This window comes from Salinicoccus luteus DSM 17002 (genome assembly GCF_000712035.1).
Lineage (GTDB): Bacteria > Bacillota > Bacilli > Staphylococcales > Salinicoccaceae > Salinicoccus > Salinicoccus luteus.
Map to the genome: position 1 here is coordinate 201,380 of NZ_KL544008.1, position 16,637 is coordinate 218,016.

Annotated in this window: 19 protein-coding genes and 1 pseudogene; 14 read left to right on the top strand and 6 right to left on the bottom strand. The window is 48.6% G+C overall.

The window, feature by feature from the left end:
* The first annotated feature begins 71 nt into the window (after positions 1–71).
* Both BO53_RS13455 and BO53_RS0110820 read left to right on the top strand, forming a co-directional pair.
* Positions 72–626, top strand: a pseudogene (locus tag BO53_RS13455) (dihydrofolate reductase family protein).
* Positions 627–668: 42 nt separating this feature from the next.
* Positions 669–848 (top strand): hypothetical protein, encoded by a 180-nt coding sequence (locus tag BO53_RS0110820; RefSeq protein WP_031548090.1) that lies wholly within the window; start codon positions 669–671, stop codon positions 846–848.
* A gap of 90 nt (positions 849–938) precedes the next feature.
* Here the strand turns inward: BO53_RS0110820 and BO53_RS0110825 are convergent, their stop codons facing one another.
* Positions 939–1,244, bottom strand: a complete 306-nt coding sequence (locus BO53_RS0110825) for a monooxygenase (RefSeq protein ID WP_031548093.1) — start codon at positions 1,242–1,244, stop codon at positions 939–941.
* Between the two features lie 153 nt (positions 1,245–1,397).
* Here BO53_RS0110825 and nadX point away from each other — a divergent pair, with 153 nt between their 5' ends.
* The 4 genes from nadX to BO53_RS0110845 all read left to right on the top strand — a co-directional run bounded on the left by nadX (position 1,398) and on the right by BO53_RS0110845 (position 4,559).
* Positions 1,398–2,174 carry an aspartate dehydrogenase gene (nadX, locus tag BO53_RS0110830; RefSeq protein WP_031548095.1) on the top strand — a complete coding sequence of 259 codons (777 nt, stop codon included), beginning with the start codon at positions 1,398–1,400 and terminating at the stop codon, positions 2,172–2,174.
* 232 nt (positions 2,175–2,406) lie between these two features.
* Positions 2,407–3,189, top strand: a complete 783-nt coding sequence (locus tag BO53_RS14090; protein ID WP_211250564.1) for a hypothetical protein — start codon at positions 2,407–2,409, stop codon at positions 3,187–3,189.
* A gap of 170 nt (positions 3,190–3,359) precedes the next feature.
* A complete protein-coding gene (locus BO53_RS0110840) occupies positions 3,360–4,094 on the top strand; it encodes an MBL fold metallo-hydrolase (RefSeq protein ID WP_031548097.1) in 735 nt (244 codons plus the stop codon).
* A 93-nt stretch (positions 4,095–4,187) separates the two neighbouring features.
* A complete protein-coding gene (locus BO53_RS0110845) occupies positions 4,188–4,559 on the top strand; it encodes an AbrB/MazE/SpoVT family DNA-binding domain-containing protein (protein WP_031548099.1) in 372 nt (123 codons plus the stop codon).
* A gap of 60 nt (positions 4,560–4,619) precedes the next feature.
* Here BO53_RS0110845 and BO53_RS0110850 read toward each other — a convergent pair whose 3' ends face one another.
* Positions 4,620–5,936: a S8 family peptidase gene (locus BO53_RS0110850; RefSeq protein ID WP_031548101.1), complete on the bottom strand. Its 1,317-nt coding sequence runs from the start codon at positions 5,934–5,936 to the stop codon at positions 4,620–4,622.
* Positions 5,937–6,127: 191 nt separating this feature from the next.
* Between BO53_RS0110850 and BO53_RS0110855 the strand changes: the two genes are divergently transcribed.
* The 4 genes from BO53_RS0110855 to BO53_RS0110870 all read left to right on the top strand — a co-directional run bounded on the left by BO53_RS0110855 (position 6,128) and on the right by BO53_RS0110870 (position 8,568).
* On the top strand, positions 6,128–6,553 hold the full coding sequence (locus BO53_RS0110855) for a CBS domain-containing protein (protein WP_031548103.1): 426 nt from the start codon (positions 6,128–6,130) through the stop codon (positions 6,551–6,553).
* A gap of 109 nt (positions 6,554–6,662) precedes the next feature.
* Complete coding sequence (locus BO53_RS0110860) at positions 6,663–7,550, top strand: LysR family transcriptional regulator (protein WP_245608235.1); 888 nt, start codon at positions 6,663–6,665, stop codon at positions 7,548–7,550.
* Between the two features lie 117 nt (positions 7,551–7,667).
* Positions 7,668–8,192, top strand: coding sequence for an acyl-CoA thioesterase (locus BO53_RS0110865; RefSeq protein WP_031548107.1), 525 nt, complete (start codon positions 7,668–7,670; stop codon positions 8,190–8,192).
* 13 nt (positions 8,193–8,205) lie between these two features.
* A complete protein-coding gene (locus BO53_RS0110870; RefSeq protein WP_031548109.1) occupies positions 8,206–8,568 on the top strand; it encodes a hypothetical protein in 363 nt (120 codons plus the stop codon).
* 46 nt (positions 8,569–8,614) lie between these two features.
* Here the strand turns inward: BO53_RS0110870 and BO53_RS0110875 are convergent, their stop codons facing one another.
* Entirely contained in the window at positions 8,615–9,025 is a 411-nt protein-coding gene (locus tag BO53_RS0110875) for a hypothetical protein (protein WP_031548111.1), read from the bottom strand.
* 314 nt (positions 9,026–9,339) lie between these two features.
* On the opposite strand from BO53_RS0110875, the gene BO53_RS0110880 reads away from it, so the two are divergent.
* Complete coding sequence (locus BO53_RS0110880; protein ID WP_031548113.1) at positions 9,340–10,158, top strand: LolA family protein; 819 nt, start codon at positions 9,340–9,342, stop codon at positions 10,156–10,158.
* Between the two features lie 57 nt (positions 10,159–10,215).
* Here BO53_RS0110880 and BO53_RS13615 read toward each other — a convergent pair whose 3' ends face one another.
* Positions 10,216–11,148 carry a YsnF/AvaK domain-containing protein gene (locus tag BO53_RS13615; protein WP_051683105.1) on the bottom strand — a complete coding sequence of 311 codons (933 nt, stop codon included), beginning with the start codon at positions 11,146–11,148 and terminating at the stop codon, positions 10,216–10,218.
* Between the two features lie 188 nt (positions 11,149–11,336).
* Between BO53_RS13615 and BO53_RS0110890 the strand changes: the two genes are divergently transcribed.
* The 3 genes from BO53_RS0110890 (at position 11,337) to BO53_RS0110900 (ending at position 15,521) form a co-directional block, all read left to right on the top strand.
* The gene (locus tag BO53_RS0110890; RefSeq protein ID WP_031548117.1) at positions 11,337–12,938 is read left to right on the top strand and encodes a glycosyltransferase; all 1,602 of its coding nucleotides are present in this window, start codon (positions 11,337–11,339) and stop codon (positions 12,936–12,938) included.
* Complete coding sequence (locus BO53_RS0110895; protein WP_031548119.1) at positions 12,913–15,060, top strand: bifunctional glycosyltransferase/CDP-glycerol:glycerophosphate glycerophosphotransferase; 2,148 nt, start codon at positions 12,913–12,915, stop codon at positions 15,058–15,060. The genes BO53_RS0110890 and BO53_RS0110895 overlap by 26 nt, the downstream gene beginning before the upstream one ends.
* Before the next feature lie 200 nt (positions 15,061–15,260).
* Positions 15,261–15,521: a GlsB/YeaQ/YmgE family stress response membrane protein gene (locus BO53_RS0110900; protein WP_031548122.1), complete on the top strand. Its 261-nt coding sequence runs from the start codon at positions 15,261–15,263 to the stop codon at positions 15,519–15,521.
* Between the two features lie 134 nt (positions 15,522–15,655).
* On the opposite strand, the gene BO53_RS0110905 is transcribed toward BO53_RS0110900, so the two are convergent.
* Positions 15,656–16,015: a DUF4870 domain-containing protein gene (locus BO53_RS0110905; RefSeq protein ID WP_169738751.1), complete on the bottom strand. Its 360-nt coding sequence runs from the start codon at positions 16,013–16,015 to the stop codon at positions 15,656–15,658.
* Between the two features lie 91 nt (positions 16,016–16,106).
* A complete protein-coding gene (locus BO53_RS0110910; protein ID WP_031548126.1) occupies positions 16,107–16,634 on the bottom strand; it encodes a hypothetical protein in 528 nt (175 codons plus the stop codon).
* Between the last annotated feature and the right edge of the window lie 3 nt (positions 16,635–16,637).

Consider the following 16,637-nt stretch of genomic DNA (forward strand, 5'->3'; position numbering starts at 1 on the left):
ATGACAGCATCGTTACATCCCGATGACGGGGCGGTGTGGTATGATGGGGGCAAACGGAAAGGGGAATTGCCATGGCGCGACGCATCGTATTGGACCTCGCTGTAACATTGGATGGCTATATCGAAGGGGAGCATGGTGAAATCGACTGGTGCATCATGGATCCGGAGATGAATTTCACGGATTTTCTGGAATCGGTGGATACCATAATCTTCGGCAGGAAGAGCTATGAATTGTGGTAATCGTATGTACAGGAGAAGACGAGTGCCGATCTCGATCAGGAGATGAAGATGACTGAAGCCAAGGAGAAGATCGTCTTTTCGCGGTCGAAGCGAGGGACGGAGGGCAACGTGACATTCACCGGTGGGGTGCAAGAGACGGTCGAGGCGCTGAAGTCCCGAGGAGGCAGGGATATCTGGCTGTATGGCGGTGCGGAACTGATCACTGAATTCGTGAACCAGGGACTCGTCGATGAATACCGGCTGTCCATCCATCCCGTCCTGCTCGGCAGGGGGAAGCCTCTGTTCAATAATATTGAAGGACGGTTGAATCTGGAACTTAAGAAAGTGAACCGGTACCAGTCCGGTGTGGTGCAGCTGACATATGGAAAGACGTCAGAATTATCTTAGAAGACGTTGACAACACAAAAGGGAATGAAGGAGGTGGAATGAATGAGGACCATTGAATACAAAGGGGTCACCTACACGGTGATACAGGCAATTCCCGGGTCGGATCTATTGCTTGTATATGAAGAGGAGGAAAGCTTCTCGAGCGGTGTGAACTATCCGGCGACTTGCCTGGTGGTGCCGGATGTTCAGCATCCCGACTATCATCAGCATGCCTATGACTGAATGCTTTCCCCTTCTGTGGAGAGGCGTTTCAATAGGTATAGGGACGGCATAAGTAGAACTGGCAGGATCCTTGGATCCTGCCAGTTCTGTCTAGTCAATCGGTTTATGATTTATTTTGGAGAGCTGCTGGCTGATTTCAAAAATCTTGCCATTCACCCTGTCGATGCCGAAATTGGCGAGTCTCTTCGTGTGCATTTCAAGATACTGTTCTGCGTCGTCATGGGTTTCAAATGCGTAGATGCCATCGGCTTCTTTCCTGTCGGCGTTCTCGGTCCAGATCTTCCATAGGAATCCTGGTTCGTCATTGATGCTCTCGGCGAGGTCCTTGAACGCTTCCGACATTTCTTCGCCGAAAGGGCCTTCCATTTTGAAATCCACCTGCAACAGTACTGCCATGAATGATTCCCCTCCATTTCTTGATTATCTTCTCTATATCCAATTTTACTGATTCTATGTAGCCGGTTGCCAATGACAGCTGATCGGATGTATTTCCAAGCCAAGTTCGGGTAGAGTAAGGATAGATATATAACGATACAGAGGAGGATCTATATGAATATTGGAATCATTGGTGCAGGCGCCATCGCAAATGTGATGCTCGAGTGCATCAATCATGACAGTCATGAAAATTTGAAGATTAAGAGCGTATTCGTAAGAAACAAAGAGAAGTATCAGCATCTGGAAGACGAGTTTGGCGTCACACTGTATACGGATCTCGACCGGTTCTTATCGTCCAACATCGATATGGTGGTCGAAGCGGCGAATGGGGAAGTGGTGAAGGCACACCTGCCTGAAGTGCTCAAACATAAAGACGCCATGCTGATCAGTGTCGGTGCACTCTCGGACGGGGAACTGGTGGCGGAACTGATGCGGGTTGCGAAAAATCATGAGCACACCCTTCATCTCCCGTCCGGTGCCATCGGCGGTCTTGATCTCCTCCAGAATGCTCAATCCCACGGCGACCTGAAAAAGGTCACACTGACGACGCGGAAGCCGGCGTCTGCACTCAGCTATGAGAACCTGGAGTCGGAGCGGGTGGTGTTTGATGGAAAGGCCAAAGACGCCATCACCCTCTATCCGCAAAATATGAATGTGGCCATCATTCTCGGCATGGCAGGCATGGGCATCGAGGAGACCGAAGTGATGCTGATTGCGGACCCGAATGTTGAGAGGAACATCCATCAGATTGAAATCGAAGGTGCATTCGGCAGGGCAGAATTCAAAATAGAAAACCAGCCGCTGCCTGAAAACCAGAAGACGAGCTATCTTGCCGCCATCAGTATCCTCGGCACACTGGAACGGATCAACAGGAATTTCAGAATCGGGTAGATCTATAGAAGGGCACATGTAAGATGGACGGCAGCAAAAATTGTGAAATCTCTGGAACTGTTGGTTCCAGAGATTTTTTGATTCCTGAAAACAAATGAAACATTAAGAATATTTCATTTGTTTTTCAATTGTGTAAAAAAATTCTAAATCATGATTAATTTCCTACTGGGAAGGTAGACAAGATATGCAAGACCCATCACCTATTATCTAGAAGGAGGAGAATCATATGAAAATGAGAAGAAGATCACTCATGAAACTTACAGCACCAGCTCTGGCAATTGGTTTGGCATTATCTGCACAGGGGGACGCTGAAGCAGCGAGTCCGAATGCCAACATCAATGCCAAAGTGAACTCAAATGCACAGGTCTCCCATTCAAACGGAGCGGGTCTGGCACATCGCCTCAGCCCAGTTGAAAGTAAACTGCAATCAGTGGAACTTGAAGCAAGCTTCATCGCTTCACAGCTTGAGAACGCTGAGTCACTGACTCCTGAACAATATGAATATTATCAAGGGGAGCTTGATTCCCTCCTTAATCGCGTCAACGCTTCTACGAATCAATTGAATGCAGTATCCAAGAAATTCAGCAATGATGCATCAGGCATAGTAGAAGTGGAAGGTGACATCAATCTGACAATTTCACTCATTATTGAGTTGCAGGACCTGCTAGGAACCATTGAAATAGTTCCAGAAGCGCCTGAAGAAGAGGCACCTGGAGAAGAAGCGCCTGAAGAGCCAACACCAGAGGAGCCGATTGAGGAACCAACACCAGAAGAACCAATTGAGGAGCCAACACCGGAAGAACCAATTGAGGAGCCAACACCAGAGGAACCAATTGAGGAGCCAACACCAGAGGAACCAATTGAGGAGCCAACACCAGAGGAACCAATTGAGGAACCAACACCAGAGGAACCGATTGAGGAACCGACACCAGAGGAACCGATTGAAGAACCAACACCAGAGGAACCGATTGAGGAACCAACACCAGAAGAGCCGGTTGAAGAACCAACACAATAATCGAATCTCAGCTATACAACATCTGGAAGTTGAAACGGTCCGCAGTGCGGGCCGTTTTATTATGTATTCACAGATTTACACATTCTTTTATAAACTATCAGATGCGTTTCATATTTCTTTTTATGGTTACATAAAAGGAAAGGGAATTTTAGAGAAATGGAGTGGATATCATGAAATGTACAATCGTTGGCATGTGGGGTGGCTTCCCGAAGAAGAGCGAGCCGACTTCAGGCTATCTGGTCGAGAAGGACGGATTTGCCATCCTGCTCGATGCAGGGAGCGGGGTGGCGGCACACGTACAGAACCATATCGATCTGAATGATCTGCATCATATTTTTCTCACCCATTATCATTACGACCATTCCGTAGATATCGGTTCCTTCCTGTTCGGGCGCATGATCAGCACACAGCTCGGCCGGGTGGACAAGACGCTCAACTTTTATGGCCCTAGTGACAAGGGTGTCGGGAAGCAGGTGAACAAAGTGAAGAACAATACTTTTCATCCATATGACAAGGACAGCACATTCAAAGTTGGACCATTCTCTATAGAATTCCATAAGAATGCACATACGGTCGAAACATATGCGATGCGCATTACGGATGACGATGGGCATGTGCTCGTCTATACTGCCGACACGAGTTACAGGAAGAGCCTTGTGCGTTTCGCACAAGATGCGGACGTATTGATTTCAGAATGCAGTCTGTATGCCGGTGAAGACGGTGAGAAGATGGGCCATATGAATGCCGAGGAAGTCGGTGGCCTGGCAGCCAAAGCGGGTGCTGGGAAACTAGTCCTTTCCCATCTGCCACACTATGGCAACCTGGATGAGCTTGCGGCTTCCGCCGAATCAGCCGGCGGAGAGAATGTTGTGCTGGCAGAAGTAGGGATGGAAATTGAGGTGTGAAGATCCTGAAGAATGGCATTAAACTGGCAAAGATCAAATAGGGAAGAAGAATATAAAATATGATTGAAGGATCAAAGGATAGGAGGTGCTCTGATGTCCAATGGAAAGGTAAATCAAAATCCTTTAAAGAAAAGTACACATAGAGGCAAACGAGTCACCGTTTCTTCAAAACGACAGATCAGCATCCCAAAGGAATTTTGTGACGCCTTGGGAATCGAAAATGATGTTATTCTCGAACTTCATAATAATGGGATAATCGTCAGGCCAGTCAAGCAGCAAATAGATGATTTTTCGGAAGAATTGCTTTCAGACCTTATCGATGAAGGGTATGAGGGACAGGATTTGAAGCGGGTTTTTGCTGAAAGGAAAGCAATGATATCGTCTGCTGTGGACTCGCTTGCTGAAGAAGCCCACAACCAAAAAGCGTACAATTCGCTGGAAAATATGTTGGAAGATGCACATTAAAAAGCCGACCGATTCAATGAACCAGCCGGCCGAAAAATATTATCTGATAAAGGTTTGTGTCTATAGTGGTGGCCCATCCGCTGATGCGGACTTCTGACGGTTTTCTGCATAGCGGATTGCCATCTCAACAGCATTTTCCGCATCGATATAGCCCCATTGGCTGCCGAATGCCGGCTCACCGGTCATCTGAAGTATGCTTTTCACATCGTTCGGGCTCAAGTCCGGATTCGCTTCAAGCATCAGGGCGATAACGCCTGCACATATGGGTGTCGCCATGGAGGTGCCGGACATCTGTATATAGTTTTCATCGATGACCTGGTCGGCGCGCTCGCTTGCAGCCGTGGAGTCTGGTGATAACAAAGAGATGATGTTTGTGCCGGGGGCATAGATATCCGGTTTGACCATCTGGTCGATGGTGGGACCCCGGCTGGAGAATTCAGCGATTTCATCATCAGTGCGTTCAACTGTATTCCTGTCATCTGTTGCACCGACCGTGATGATGAAGGGATTGATGGCAGGCGTACCGATGGTGGACGGCGCCGGCCCCTCGTTGCCTGCAGCAGCAACTACAGTCATGCCGGCATGCCACGCTTCCTGTGCAGCCAGGGACAATGGATCCCTTCTATATGATTCAAGGGCTTTAGAACCGAGAGAGAGGGAGAGTATTTGGATGTTGTATGCCTCTTTATTTTCCATGCACCATTCGATGCCCTCGATGATGTTGGACAGATTGCCGCCGCCTGCACCGTTCAGCACTTTCACGCCGACGAGGGATGCCTTTGGAGCCGGTCCTTTATATTCTCCGTTGGACAGGGCACCGTTCCCTGCTGCATCTCCGGCACAGTGCGTGCCATGTCCATTATCGTCATAGGGGTCAGTTTCTCCATTTATTACATCATGGAATGCGATGATGCGGTTTTCCGGTGTGGTCAGATCATCATGGGGATGGACGCCGGTATCAAGGACCGCAATCGTCACACCTTCTCCGCTCAGGTTATGCGTGTCCCTGACCTTCCCGGATCCGATCTGTGCGTCTGTGATGTCGAGGTACGCCGAAACGGGGCGGTCATAATATATCCGTTCAATGGCGTCGTGATCCTTGATCTCCTTGATCTTCTCGGGTGTGAGGGCACCTTTCATGCTGTTGATGATGCGTATTTCATGGTCCAGGTGGTTATGGGAATCGATGTTGCATTGCTTGAAAAGGTCATCCTTTTCCTCATCCCTGCACCCCTGCCTACATTTTATGATGATCGGAATTTCACTGGTGCCGGTCGCCTGATAGGCATTCCTCCGGTCGATGCGCAGCTGTTCAATCAGGCCGGGATCCAGTTTGTTGCTGCTTTCCTCATACCAGACGCTTTTTCTGTTGTTCATTATCTTCTCCTCCTCTGGATCATGATGGCATGGCATCATGACCGGCGAAATCCTTTACTTATTAAATTTCCAAATTATAGTTATCTAAACATTGTAAAAATTATTGATTTTTATATGATGATTAAATCTTCCACTCACGTGGTAGAGATATAATATGTAGGATGAATGCAAATCAGAAGGAGGCATTATTGATGAAAGTCAGAGAAATTATGACGACTGAAGTCGAAACATGCGGACCTGAAACGACCATCCAGGAAGTGGCATCAAAAATGATGGAGTTGGACGTCGGTTCCATTCCGGTCACAGAGGATGGCAACTTGAGGGGCATCATCACAGACCGTGACCTGGTCATCCGGGGCATCGCTTCCCAGTTCTCGCTTGAGACACCGGTAAACCGTATCCTGTCATCCGACAATGTGACGGGAACACCGGACATGGACGTGGAAGAAGCGGCAAACCTGATGGCACAGGAGCAGATACGCCGGCTGCCGATTATCGAGGACAACAGAGTGGCAGGTATTATTTCCCTCGGTGACGTAGCAGTGGACGAAGAAGATCCTGAGGACTCAGAAGTGGCCCTCGAGGAAATCTCCAAACCGGCAGAACCGGACAAATAGAACAGCATTTATGTATATTCCAGGGTAATCGCCCTGGAATTTTTTTGTTCACTTGTGAATGAAAGGGTATATAATATGAAAGGTCTTTGTAAAATACGAGTGAGAGGAAGTGTTCCAAATAGATATCAAGCATATGCGGTACTTCGCAGCCATCGTACGCCACGGCAGCATGACGGAGGCATCGAACCATCTGTATATTTCGCAGCCCACCATCAGCAAGGCGATCCATGATGTGGAAACGGAACTCGGCATGCAGCTGTTCGACCGCAACCGCAGGAAGTTCGTGCTGACGGATGCAGGCAAGGTCTTCTACGACCAGTGTGAGGAGATACTCCGCCGCCATTCGGAACTGAAGAACGATCTGAAGAACATGGTCGGCATGCGCCAGGGACAGATCAAGATTGGACTGCCCCCGATCATGGATGTGGGCAGGCTGATGGGCATCGTCAAGGATTTCCATGCGATGTACCCCGAGATCACCTTCCAGCTGATCGAAAGCGGCAGCGGTACGATAGAGACCCGGCTCCGCCAAGACGCGATCGATATCGGCATCACGGTGCTGCCGACGGAAGGGGAGGATTTCGACGCCTTCAACTTCCTGACGGAATCGCTGAAGCTCGTAGTCCATCGGGACCATCCGCTTGCCGGAGAGGCCTCCATTGATCTGAACGCCCTCAAGGATGAGCACTTCATCATGTTCAACGAGGACTTCTACTTGAATGAAATCATCACTTCCGCATGCAAAAATGCCGGGTTCACACCGAAGGTCATCTCGGAGACCGCCCAGTGGCATTTCATCGAGGAGATGATCAATGCGGAGCTCGGCATCTGCATCCTGCCGGAGAGTGTTGCAGCACTCCTCAAGAGCTCATCGGTGACGGTGGATATTCATGAACCCGTGCTGAAATGGCGGCTCGGCGTCATCTGGAACCGGGATCGGTACATGAACTTCATCACGAAGGAATGGTTGAAGTTCTTCCAGCAGTACTATGAATAGCGCCTAAGACCGCTTTCATAGTTTTTATCTATGGACCCCATGAAATACCACTATTTTTTGGAAAGGGTTTTCAGGGTGTAGGATGGATCCATCAGATAAATGAGAGGTAGAAATGTTATGTCAGATTATAAAAATCCTAAAGACAGTAAAGTGATCAGCATTGATCAGGTATTCGCGAACGATTTGAACAACTACGATACGCTGTTTGGCGGCGTATTGATGAAACGCATAGATAATGTCGCATCCCTTGCCGCAAGAAGGCACGCGCGGGTGAAGGAATGTGTCACGGCCTCCATCGACTCCATCGACTTCCTGCATCCCATCACGCAGGCCGAATCCGTATGCATCGAGGCATTCGTCACATCCACAGGAAAGCGCAGCATGGAAGTATTCTGCAAGGTCATTACCGAAGATCTCGTGACGGAGGACCGCAAAGTGGCGGCCACCGCCTTCCTCACATTCGTCGCACTCGATGAGGAGACGAAGCGCCCGATTGCGGTGCCCGGCATCGTGCCGGAAACCGAAGAGGAGAAATACCTCTACGAATCCAATGCACAGCGTACGGCAATGCGCCGGGAACGCCGCGAGCACAGTAAAGAGCTCACGACGAACATCAGCATCGAAAAACCATGGGATATATAGGGGGGCGTCATTCATGTATGCAAATCAGGAAACCATCAACCAGGCACAAAAGGAACTGGCCACAATCAGCACAGAATATCCGGAGCTCTACGCAAGGATCGAGCATGTCACAAGCTTCGCCAGACAGCTTCAGGTGAAGTACAGATATCTCGCCGATCTCATTACGGGAGGAGAGCGCGAGCCGCAGCCGGCATTCATCAAGCTTTCCGTCCTGAACATCCTCATCGATGAAGTGGAGAAGCTGCAGGCGACACCGGGATTTGAAGTGTTCGAGGACCTGCTCAACAGGAACAGGCACAATGATGCACCGGAAATATTCCTGCTGATTCTCGGTGCCAAACCGGAAGCGGTCGTAAACAACGCAATCATCAGCTGATATGAAAGACGCCGGATATCCAAAAATGGATATCCGGCGTCTTTATTTATGCCTGGTCTTTATGCTGGGACTTCAACTGCGCTTCAATCTCCTCATAGCTTCTTGTCCTCCGGTTATCGAGCAGGTGTATCTTGTTGTTGTGTCCGGCATCTGTGGTACCCGAAGGGACGAAGCGCTCGATTTCAAAATTGAACGTGTATCCCCGCTGCTTCATTACCGCCTTGATGGCCGCCTGGGTCCGTATCGAATCCGTACGGGTATGCATGTCCTCAAGCGTATCGTTGGCGAACTGCCAGTAGTAGCGGTGGCGCGCTGTTCTTCTGATGCGCTGCATCTCCCGTTGCCGGCGGACGAAGCGAAATATGGTCCGGACACCTTTTGAGCCGAACCATGTCGCGGTCTCGAGCGCCATCCTGAATTTGATGAAGATTTTCCTTGGCCAATGCCTTCTACCCATATTACTCTCCCCGACATCATAATCTGAAGTGCTGTATTCTTCACAGTTTAATTTCATTATCAAATATTCCATTAGTGATATCAAAGAAAATGCTCCAGCACCGGGCATTTAATACGGAAGTATGAATGAGACAAGAACGCATAATTTTTATAGCATAAAGTGGAAAATTGCACCAATATTTTCTGAAAATTGTAATAATATATGCCGTTTTAATGTATACTGGGTTATATAAAATAAGTTTATGACTTATAAGGTTTTACCATGCAGGGACTTACTGGAAGATTGCGAAGGAAATTGAACAAGGGGGACGGAAGATGAAACGTGGTTTCATTCTTGGAAGTCTGATTGGGGTGCTGTTGCTGATGACATTGGGTGCATGTTCATCAGATGACGGGGCCGGAATTTCCATGGATCAGAACGAAAATGATGTGACAGAAGAAGCAGCCCCAGCGGAGGAATCATCACCTCCGGAAGAGGATGCCGGAAATGCAGATGCCACAGATGGCGGTACTGCTAAGGCATCGGAGAACATCAGCAAGGAAGCAGTGATGCAGATGGCTTCGGAGGGGGATCAACTGATGGAAAACTATTATCTTGAGTCGAAGGTCACCATGTATACGGACGATCAGACGGATGAAACATTGACTCGGGAATGGTTCTACTGGAAGGAAGGGGAACTCCATTTCCGCAAGGAGATAGAGCGTGCGGATGCGCCGACCCAGTATATCACCGGTAATGATACGGATTCGACGATCTATACGGAAGGGGAGGAGATCGCCATACGTACAGAGACGCTTGTGCCGGGGGCGGATCTGCCTTCTCAATCGAAAGCGATGAAGGAGCGGATATCAAGCTACAAGATGTCCCATGAATCTGAAGTCGTAGGACAGGAGGAGGTGAATGGCCGTAAGGGCCATCATCTGGTCTTCACGCCGAAGGAGGAGGCGATGGAGAGCGGCACGACGATGGAGCTCTGGATCGATTCCGAGCACTGGCTGACGCTGAAGGAAGTGCTGGACCAGGGCGATATGCGGATGGAATACGAGGTCATCACATTCGTCGAGGGCATCGAGCCGTCGATGGACCTCTTCCATATGGAACTGCCGGCAGGTGTGGAGATCATCGACCAGTAGCAGGTATTATGAATAAAGGACGGGCAGAACCTAAATCGGTTCTGCCCGTCCTTTATTCTATCTTCTATGGTCATCGAAGTTCTCCCGTGTATTATTGTGCTCCGTGATGTCAACTTCCTCCTTGCGGAGTTCTTCAGAGATATGCTGCTGGTCCGTGACGATGTTTTTGCGTATGACGATCTCCTCGGTGACGACCGTCTCCTTGATGACCTTCACACGTTCCTCGGTGAGTGGGATGCGCATGACATTCTCATCATCGCCCGCATCATCGCGGCTGTAGACATCAAGCGTCGGATTGCCGTCCACCGGCCGCCGTTCAACCGTCACTTCCTCGCGGTCGACCGGCACATCGAATTCCTCGAGCTTCGTCGTCACCCGCTTGTCGACGCCGACTTCGCCCACCTGGACGTTTTCCTTGTCCACATTCAACCGCTCCTCGCGCAGGGTCATCCGCTCTTCATTTTCATCATCGATCCGGCGGGTCTCCGGTGCGGTGCGGTCCTGGCCATGCGCCCTGGCATCCGTACCCGGCGTCATATCCTTGTCAGCATCGAAATCCTCCATGCTGTTGATATCATTCCGTGTTGTATTGTAGTCGTACTCATCGACGGATGCGCCCTGTCTGCGTTCCACTCTTCTGGATTCCTTTTCCTTCATTGTATGATCACCTGTCCTTCCACTATTCTCGATATGGAGCAGCAGCATACCGTCCTCGAGTGCCTCTGTATATTCCTTCTGCTCCCGCGGTGTAAGCGGCATGCTGCTGATCACCTCATCACCGGGAGTCTCGTCGGCAAGCCACGCCACAATCCGGTCCCAAGTATCCACTTCGGTGCTGATGCGTCTGACGTCAAGGTGGGCGAGCAGCGTCTCATCCAGGTTCTCCCTGGATAGGACCATCATCTGCTCCTCCCCGACACCGTTCAGCTTCAGGTGTTCGATTCTGCCGAGCAGATCACTGCTGCTTCCGAATGTTTCGATTCTCCCCATGGATCAGGCCTCCAATATGTGTGTCTTTATGCTTCAGCTTAGTAGTTAATTACCCCTGTCGGAAGCGGTTAAACAGAGGGAACTCAGGGAATCCGCACATGACTTTCTTATTTATCCGCATTTGATATATAATTGGAGTACTATCCATAACAGGTATTCAAATAAAGTGTCTGGAGAAGGGTGATCATATGAAACCGAGAATCTTGTTTTTACTCAACTCCGTGGATGTGAACCGGGGCGGCTTGACGCATGCATCCCTGCGGCAGGCGAGTACTTTCGCAGACGCCGGCTACGATACCGAGCTTCTGACGTTCAGATATGACCCGAGATTCCCATTGATATGCAGAAAGCTCGTGCGCATGGGCAAAGTCAGCAAAAACGTCCGCATCCGCAACCTGTTCCATGAACGCACATTATATGGCGGGGCGGACAGGATCGAGAGCAGACGTGTGAAAGTCGACATCTCCGAATATGAAGGGCAGTACAAGGTGTCGAAGCGGCCGAAGCACAACGCATACAGGCTGTACGAGAATGACAAGTACGTAAAATATATCTCCCTGAGGGAGGACGATACACTCGATTTCATCGACTACTATGATGCACACGAACGGCGGGAGCGGCGGGAGTTCTATGACTACTATGGACATATGACACGCCTCCAGCGTTTTGACTCGGAGGAGAACAAGGTGGCAGAGGAGTTCTTCTACAATCGGAACGGGGATACGATACTCACCATGCGGCACGATCCGGAGACGAATAAGGTCACACAGGTCAAGAATTTCGGTGAGGACGACAGGGTACTCTCCGAAACCGACGGCGACCAGACCCCGTACAGAAAGGATTGGCTGGACCAGGTCCTCGGCGAATCCGACCACGATACCGTCGTCATCTCGGATACCAGGCCGACTGATGAACTCGTGGTGCTGCTCGATGACCCAAGAGTGAGGGGACTCATCCGCCCCCACAGCAACCACCTCCGGAACCCGGACGACCCGTCCTCGGAACTCAACCGCCGCAACAAGTATGCCATCGAAAGCGTCAAGGATGTCGATGGACTCGTCGTTCTGACGGAGAAGCAGCGGCAGGACATCATCAACCGTTTCGGGTATCCGGAGAAGGTGTTCGTCGTCCCGAACTACTACGATCCGGGACCGCCGAAGATCACCGGACTGCGCTCTTTCATCATTAATGTGCGGCAGCGCAGCCGGAAGATCGAACGCGACATGAAGAAAGTGGTCATCGTCTCCAGATTCTCAAGCATTAAATGCATCGACCACACCATCAAGGCCTTCAAGGAAGTAGTGGAAGCCGTCCCGGAAGCGACGCTTGAAATATGGGGAAAAGGCGATAAGAAGCAGGAGTATAAGGATCTGATCAAAAAACTGGATCTCGATGGCAACGTGAAGGTGAAGGGATATACCCAGCACCCCGAGAACGTCTACCGCTCGGGTGCACTGTCCGTCGTCACATCGAAGGCGGAAGGGTTTTCCCTGTCCGTCATGGAAAGCATGGTCAATGAGACGCCGGTCGTCAGCTATGACATCCGCTACGGCCCTTCGGATATGATTGAGGACGGTGAGAATGGCTTCCTGATCAAGAAGGGGGACACCAGGGCGCTTGCGGAAAGAATGATCCATATGCTCCAAAACCCCGAGGAGACCCGGGCGATGGGTGTGGCGGCAGGCAGGACGATGCGGACGCAGTTCGGCATCGACAGCTATCAGAAAAAATGGTTCTCGCTGGTGGATCACCTGTTGGAGAACGATGAAAGTCGAGGTGCAGAAGATTAAAGTGATTTCTATAATTACACCTGCAGAAAAAAATGAAAACTATATCGATAGGGCGCTCGAGTCGATGGCAGCCCAGACCTATACGGATTTTGAAGCACTGATCCTCCACTCGGACATCGATGCCCTGAAGCGGGCAGTCGGACAGAGATACCGTGAAGACGCACGGTTCAAATTCATCGAAACGCCGAAGGACATCCCGGCAGGCGCCGCCCGCAACATCGGCATCGAAGCTGCGAAAGGCGAATATGTATATTTTCTGGACAGCGATGACTACATCTCCGATGATGCACTGCAGATGCTCATTGAAAACATGGACGGCCACCCGGTTGTGCGTGGCAGAATGCGCAGGACTGACCTGGATTCGAGTGAGATTGAAAGTGCAGCCGAGCAGCAGCGGGTCAGCATCTTCCACCGGAACCGATACAATCTGGTGAGGAACCATTCGGCGCTCCACTTCCTCATCTCAAAAGACTATATCGACCGGCTGGGGCTGAAATTTGCCGAGGAGGTACAAACATATTCGGATCTGATGTTCATCGTCCCATTGCTGGAAGCGGTGGAAGTGGTGCCGTTCGTCTATGAGGCGGTCTATTTCAGGCGGCGGAGGAACGACCCGATCACCCACCCGTCACTCCGTCAGATGCCCATCGAGCAGCGCATGCATGATTTGTTCTCGATTTACAATCGCCTGAAGCAGTCCCACCTCAGTTTCGAAGCGGAAGCACTCCTGGATACGCTGCTGCTCAACTTCTACCGGAAGCATCTGATCGTGAAGTTCAAGGACAAGGATCAGATCGATGTGCATTTTGAAGGCCTGCAGGAAACGATTCGGAAGGTAAATCCGTCAGTGCTGAAGACCAAGGACAGGGTGCTGCGGCTTGATGTCCGGGCCATCCAGTCGAGGAGCAGGCGTACATTCAAAAGGCTGAGTATGGTCCGGGACGTTGTCAGGGATGCCAAAAGAGGCTTTACGACACGGAACGGACGCAAGGAGTTCATCTATAAATATTCCTACATGAAGAAGGCGCTGATGGATGACCTGGTCGTCTTCGAGAGTTTCCAGGGCAAATCCTATTCCGACAGCCCGAAGTATATCTACCAACAGATGCTCAAGAGCAGAAGCGGATACAACTATGTGTGGGTGATGAACAAGAAGCAGAAGATTCCCGGCAATCCCATGACCGTAAAACGCTTCTCATTGAAATACTACTATTATATGGCGCGGGCGAAATATATCGTCAGCAACGTCAGGATGCCGAACAGCTACATCAAGAGGGAAGGGCAGAAGTATCTCCAGACTTGGCACGGTACGCCGCTCAAGCGCCTTGCCGGCGATATGGATGACGTACATATGCCCGGGACCAACGCAGCACGCTATAAGAAGAACTTCAGTAAAGAGACGGACAAATGGGATTATCTCATCGCTCCGAATCCGTACTCTTCCGCCATCTTCAAAAGGGCATTCTGGTTCAACAACACCATGCTTGAGACCGGCTATCCGAGAAATGACATCCTGACGAATGACAACAACCCAGTCATCATCCAGGACATCAAGGAGAAGCTCAATCTTCCCTTGGACAAGAAGGTCATCCTCTACGCACCGACGTGGCGGGATGATGAATACTACAAAGTCGGGAAATACAAGTTCTCCCTGCAGCTTGATCTCGAGCGGCTGAAGGAGCGGTTCGGCGACGATTACATTATACTGCTCAGGATGCACTATGTCGTCGCGTCCAAGATGAACCTCACCGGTCTGGAGGGCTTCGCATATGACGTATCCAAATACGATGACGTCAGCGAACTCTATCTCGCCTCAGATATGCTCATCACGGACTATTCATCCGTATTCTTCGATTATGCCAACCTCAGGCGGCCGATTCTGTTCTTTACGTATGACATCGAAAAATACAGGGAACAGCTGCGCGGCTTCTATATTGACATGGAGACCGAGCTCCCCGGTCCATTGCTGATGACGAACGACGCAGTCATTGATGCGATAGAGAACATTGATCAGATTGAGGAGAAGTATAGGGAAAGGTACGAAGAATTTTACGCACGTTTCTGCAGCTGGGATGACGGCAGGGCGTCTGAGAAGGTCGTGGAAGCGGTGTTTAAGGAGTAGTAGATAAGGCAGAGGATATCTGACATGATATCCTCTGCCTTTTTTATGGGTTGTACTCCATTAACAGATTTATTACACCCGGATTACTGTTTAATGACAACTGGCATCAAATTGATTTTCCATGTTTTATGATATTCATGCGGGGTATCTAATTCATGTATTCAGTTATAATAATAAAAAATTGTACGGAGGTTTTATTAATGGGTTGGATTATTACATTAATCGTAGGCGGCATCATCGGATGGCTCGCCGGTCTTATTCTCGGAAAAGATGTGCCATTCGGCATCATCGGTAACATTATCGCAGGACTTGTAGGTGCTGCACTTGCGAACGCAATCGGACTAAGCTTTGGTCCCGAAGTCGGCGGCGTCAGCATCATTGGTGGATTATTAGGTGCCATCATTCTGATTCTGATTGTATCCTTCATCATGAAGGCGCTTGGCGGCAACAATAGAGCATAGAAGAAAAGATAGGCCATTCCCATGGGGAGTGGTCTTTTTAATAGAATAAAAAGTTGTATAGGGCTACTTTAGCTTTATTTCAACAATCGAACTAAAGAGTAAAGATAGATTTGATAAAAGCCTCACTAGACTTATTATTTGAAAAATTTTAGAGATAATGGTGGGACAAATTTTTCTCCTCTATATAATTTAACAGCACCAACCAATAATATTATATTCAGAGCAATTACTCCTAAAACCAAAACTAAATTTAATATGGGAATATCTGGCGCAAAGAAACTCAGAACCATAAAATAGAGAAAGAAACTAAGGTAAAAATTGAAGAAAGCTTTTCCTTGTTGTCTGAAAAACGGAAGTTCTTTACGGAACATTAAAAAAAGTATTAATGGTCCTATAAACCAAGTCAATATACCAAAGATGTATAATGCCATGGATAGCTTCCTATTAACCTCATTGAATGCTTCTGTTTCATAACTTAGTGTATTTTTTTCCAACCTATTATTCTCCATCTAACAGCCTACCTTTCAATTTAGTATTTTAATAAATATTATTTAGTCCTGAAAATAGGGTCGTAAGTACCACTTATCAACGCATGCAATCTTTAAATGCCTTAACAACAGCTTCCTCTTCTTTCTTCAGATCTACCTTCGAGATACTTCCACCATCAAGCAAATGAAATGAAGTATGTAATTCTTTCAAGTTGTCTTTAAACTGTTGGTAATTATGAGATTTTCTAAGACTTGTTTGAATCCTATGAATATCTTGTGGGATTTTATTTAGTTTGTGTTTTGTTATGAATTCAGAATCGAGAAATTTATTATGGTTGTTTGTATTGTTGTAATAAAAAAGATCTTTGAAATGAGAGTCGTATTTCAATATCTTTCTTTTAAAAATCATATATTCTTTTAATGAATCTGGTTTCTCGGTCATTTTTAGGGCGGAATCCATACAACCATAAAGAAAAGTATAAAGGTTAATATTTTCTTCAATTTCTTTATTGATAACACTATTATACTTTCCCTCTTTTTCAGCACTTGTCCATAAATAGACAATAACTCCAATGATGATTGCTATGATTAATATGAAAATAATGACACCTCCTGTATCTATCATTCA

What these genes read in the sequence shown, in the direction of transcription:
- BO53_RS0110820 (WP_031548090.1), top strand. Translation starts at nt 669, where the DNA reads ATGAGGACCATTGAATACAAAGGGGTCACCTACACGGTGATACAGGCA.
- BO53_RS0110825 (WP_031548093.1), bottom strand. Translation starts at nt 1,244, where the DNA reads ATGGCAGTACTGTTGCAGGTGGATTTCAAAATGGAAGGCCCTTTCGGC.
- nadX (WP_031548095.1), top strand. Translation starts at nt 1,398, where the DNA reads ATGAATATTGGAATCATTGGTGCAGGCGCCATCGCAAATGTGATGCTC.
- BO53_RS14090 (WP_211250564.1), top strand. Translation starts at nt 2,407, where the DNA reads ATGAGAAGAAGATCACTCATGAAACTTACAGCACCAGCTCTGGCAATT.
- BO53_RS0110840 (WP_031548097.1), top strand. Translation starts at nt 3,360, where the DNA reads ATGAAATGTACAATCGTTGGCATGTGGGGTGGCTTCCCGAAGAAGAGC.
- BO53_RS0110845 (WP_031548099.1), top strand. Translation starts at nt 4,188, where the DNA reads ATGTCCAATGGAAAGGTAAATCAAAATCCTTTAAAGAAAAGTACACAT.
- BO53_RS0110850 (WP_031548101.1), bottom strand. Translation starts at nt 5,936, where the DNA reads ATGAACAACAGAAAAAGCGTCTGGTATGAGGAAAGCAGCAACAAACTG.
- BO53_RS0110855 (WP_031548103.1), top strand. Translation starts at nt 6,128, where the DNA reads ATGAAAGTCAGAGAAATTATGACGACTGAAGTCGAAACATGCGGACCT.
- BO53_RS0110865 (WP_031548107.1), top strand. Translation starts at nt 7,668, where the DNA reads ATGTCAGATTATAAAAATCCTAAAGACAGTAAAGTGATCAGCATTGAT.
- BO53_RS0110870 (WP_031548109.1), top strand. Translation starts at nt 8,206, where the DNA reads ATGTATGCAAATCAGGAAACCATCAACCAGGCACAAAAGGAACTGGCC.
- BO53_RS0110875 (WP_031548111.1), bottom strand. Translation starts at nt 9,025, where the DNA reads ATGGGTAGAAGGCATTGGCCAAGGAAAATCTTCATCAAATTCAGGATG.
- BO53_RS0110880 (WP_031548113.1), top strand. Translation starts at nt 9,340, where the DNA reads ATGAAACGTGGTTTCATTCTTGGAAGTCTGATTGGGGTGCTGTTGCTG.
- BO53_RS13615 (WP_051683105.1), bottom strand. Translation starts at nt 11,148, where the DNA reads ATGGGGAGAATCGAAACATTCGGAAGCAGCAGTGATCTGCTCGGCAGA.
- BO53_RS0110890 (WP_031548117.1), top strand. Translation starts at nt 11,337, where the DNA reads ATGAAACCGAGAATCTTGTTTTTACTCAACTCCGTGGATGTGAACCGG.
- BO53_RS0110895 (WP_031548119.1), top strand. Translation starts at nt 12,913, where the DNA reads ATGAAAGTCGAGGTGCAGAAGATTAAAGTGATTTCTATAATTACACCT.
- BO53_RS0110900 (WP_031548122.1), top strand. Translation starts at nt 15,261, where the DNA reads ATGGGTTGGATTATTACATTAATCGTAGGCGGCATCATCGGATGGCTC.
- BO53_RS0110910 (WP_031548126.1), bottom strand. Translation starts at nt 16,634, where the DNA reads ATGATAGATACAGGAGGTGTCATTATTTTCATATTAATCATAGCAATC.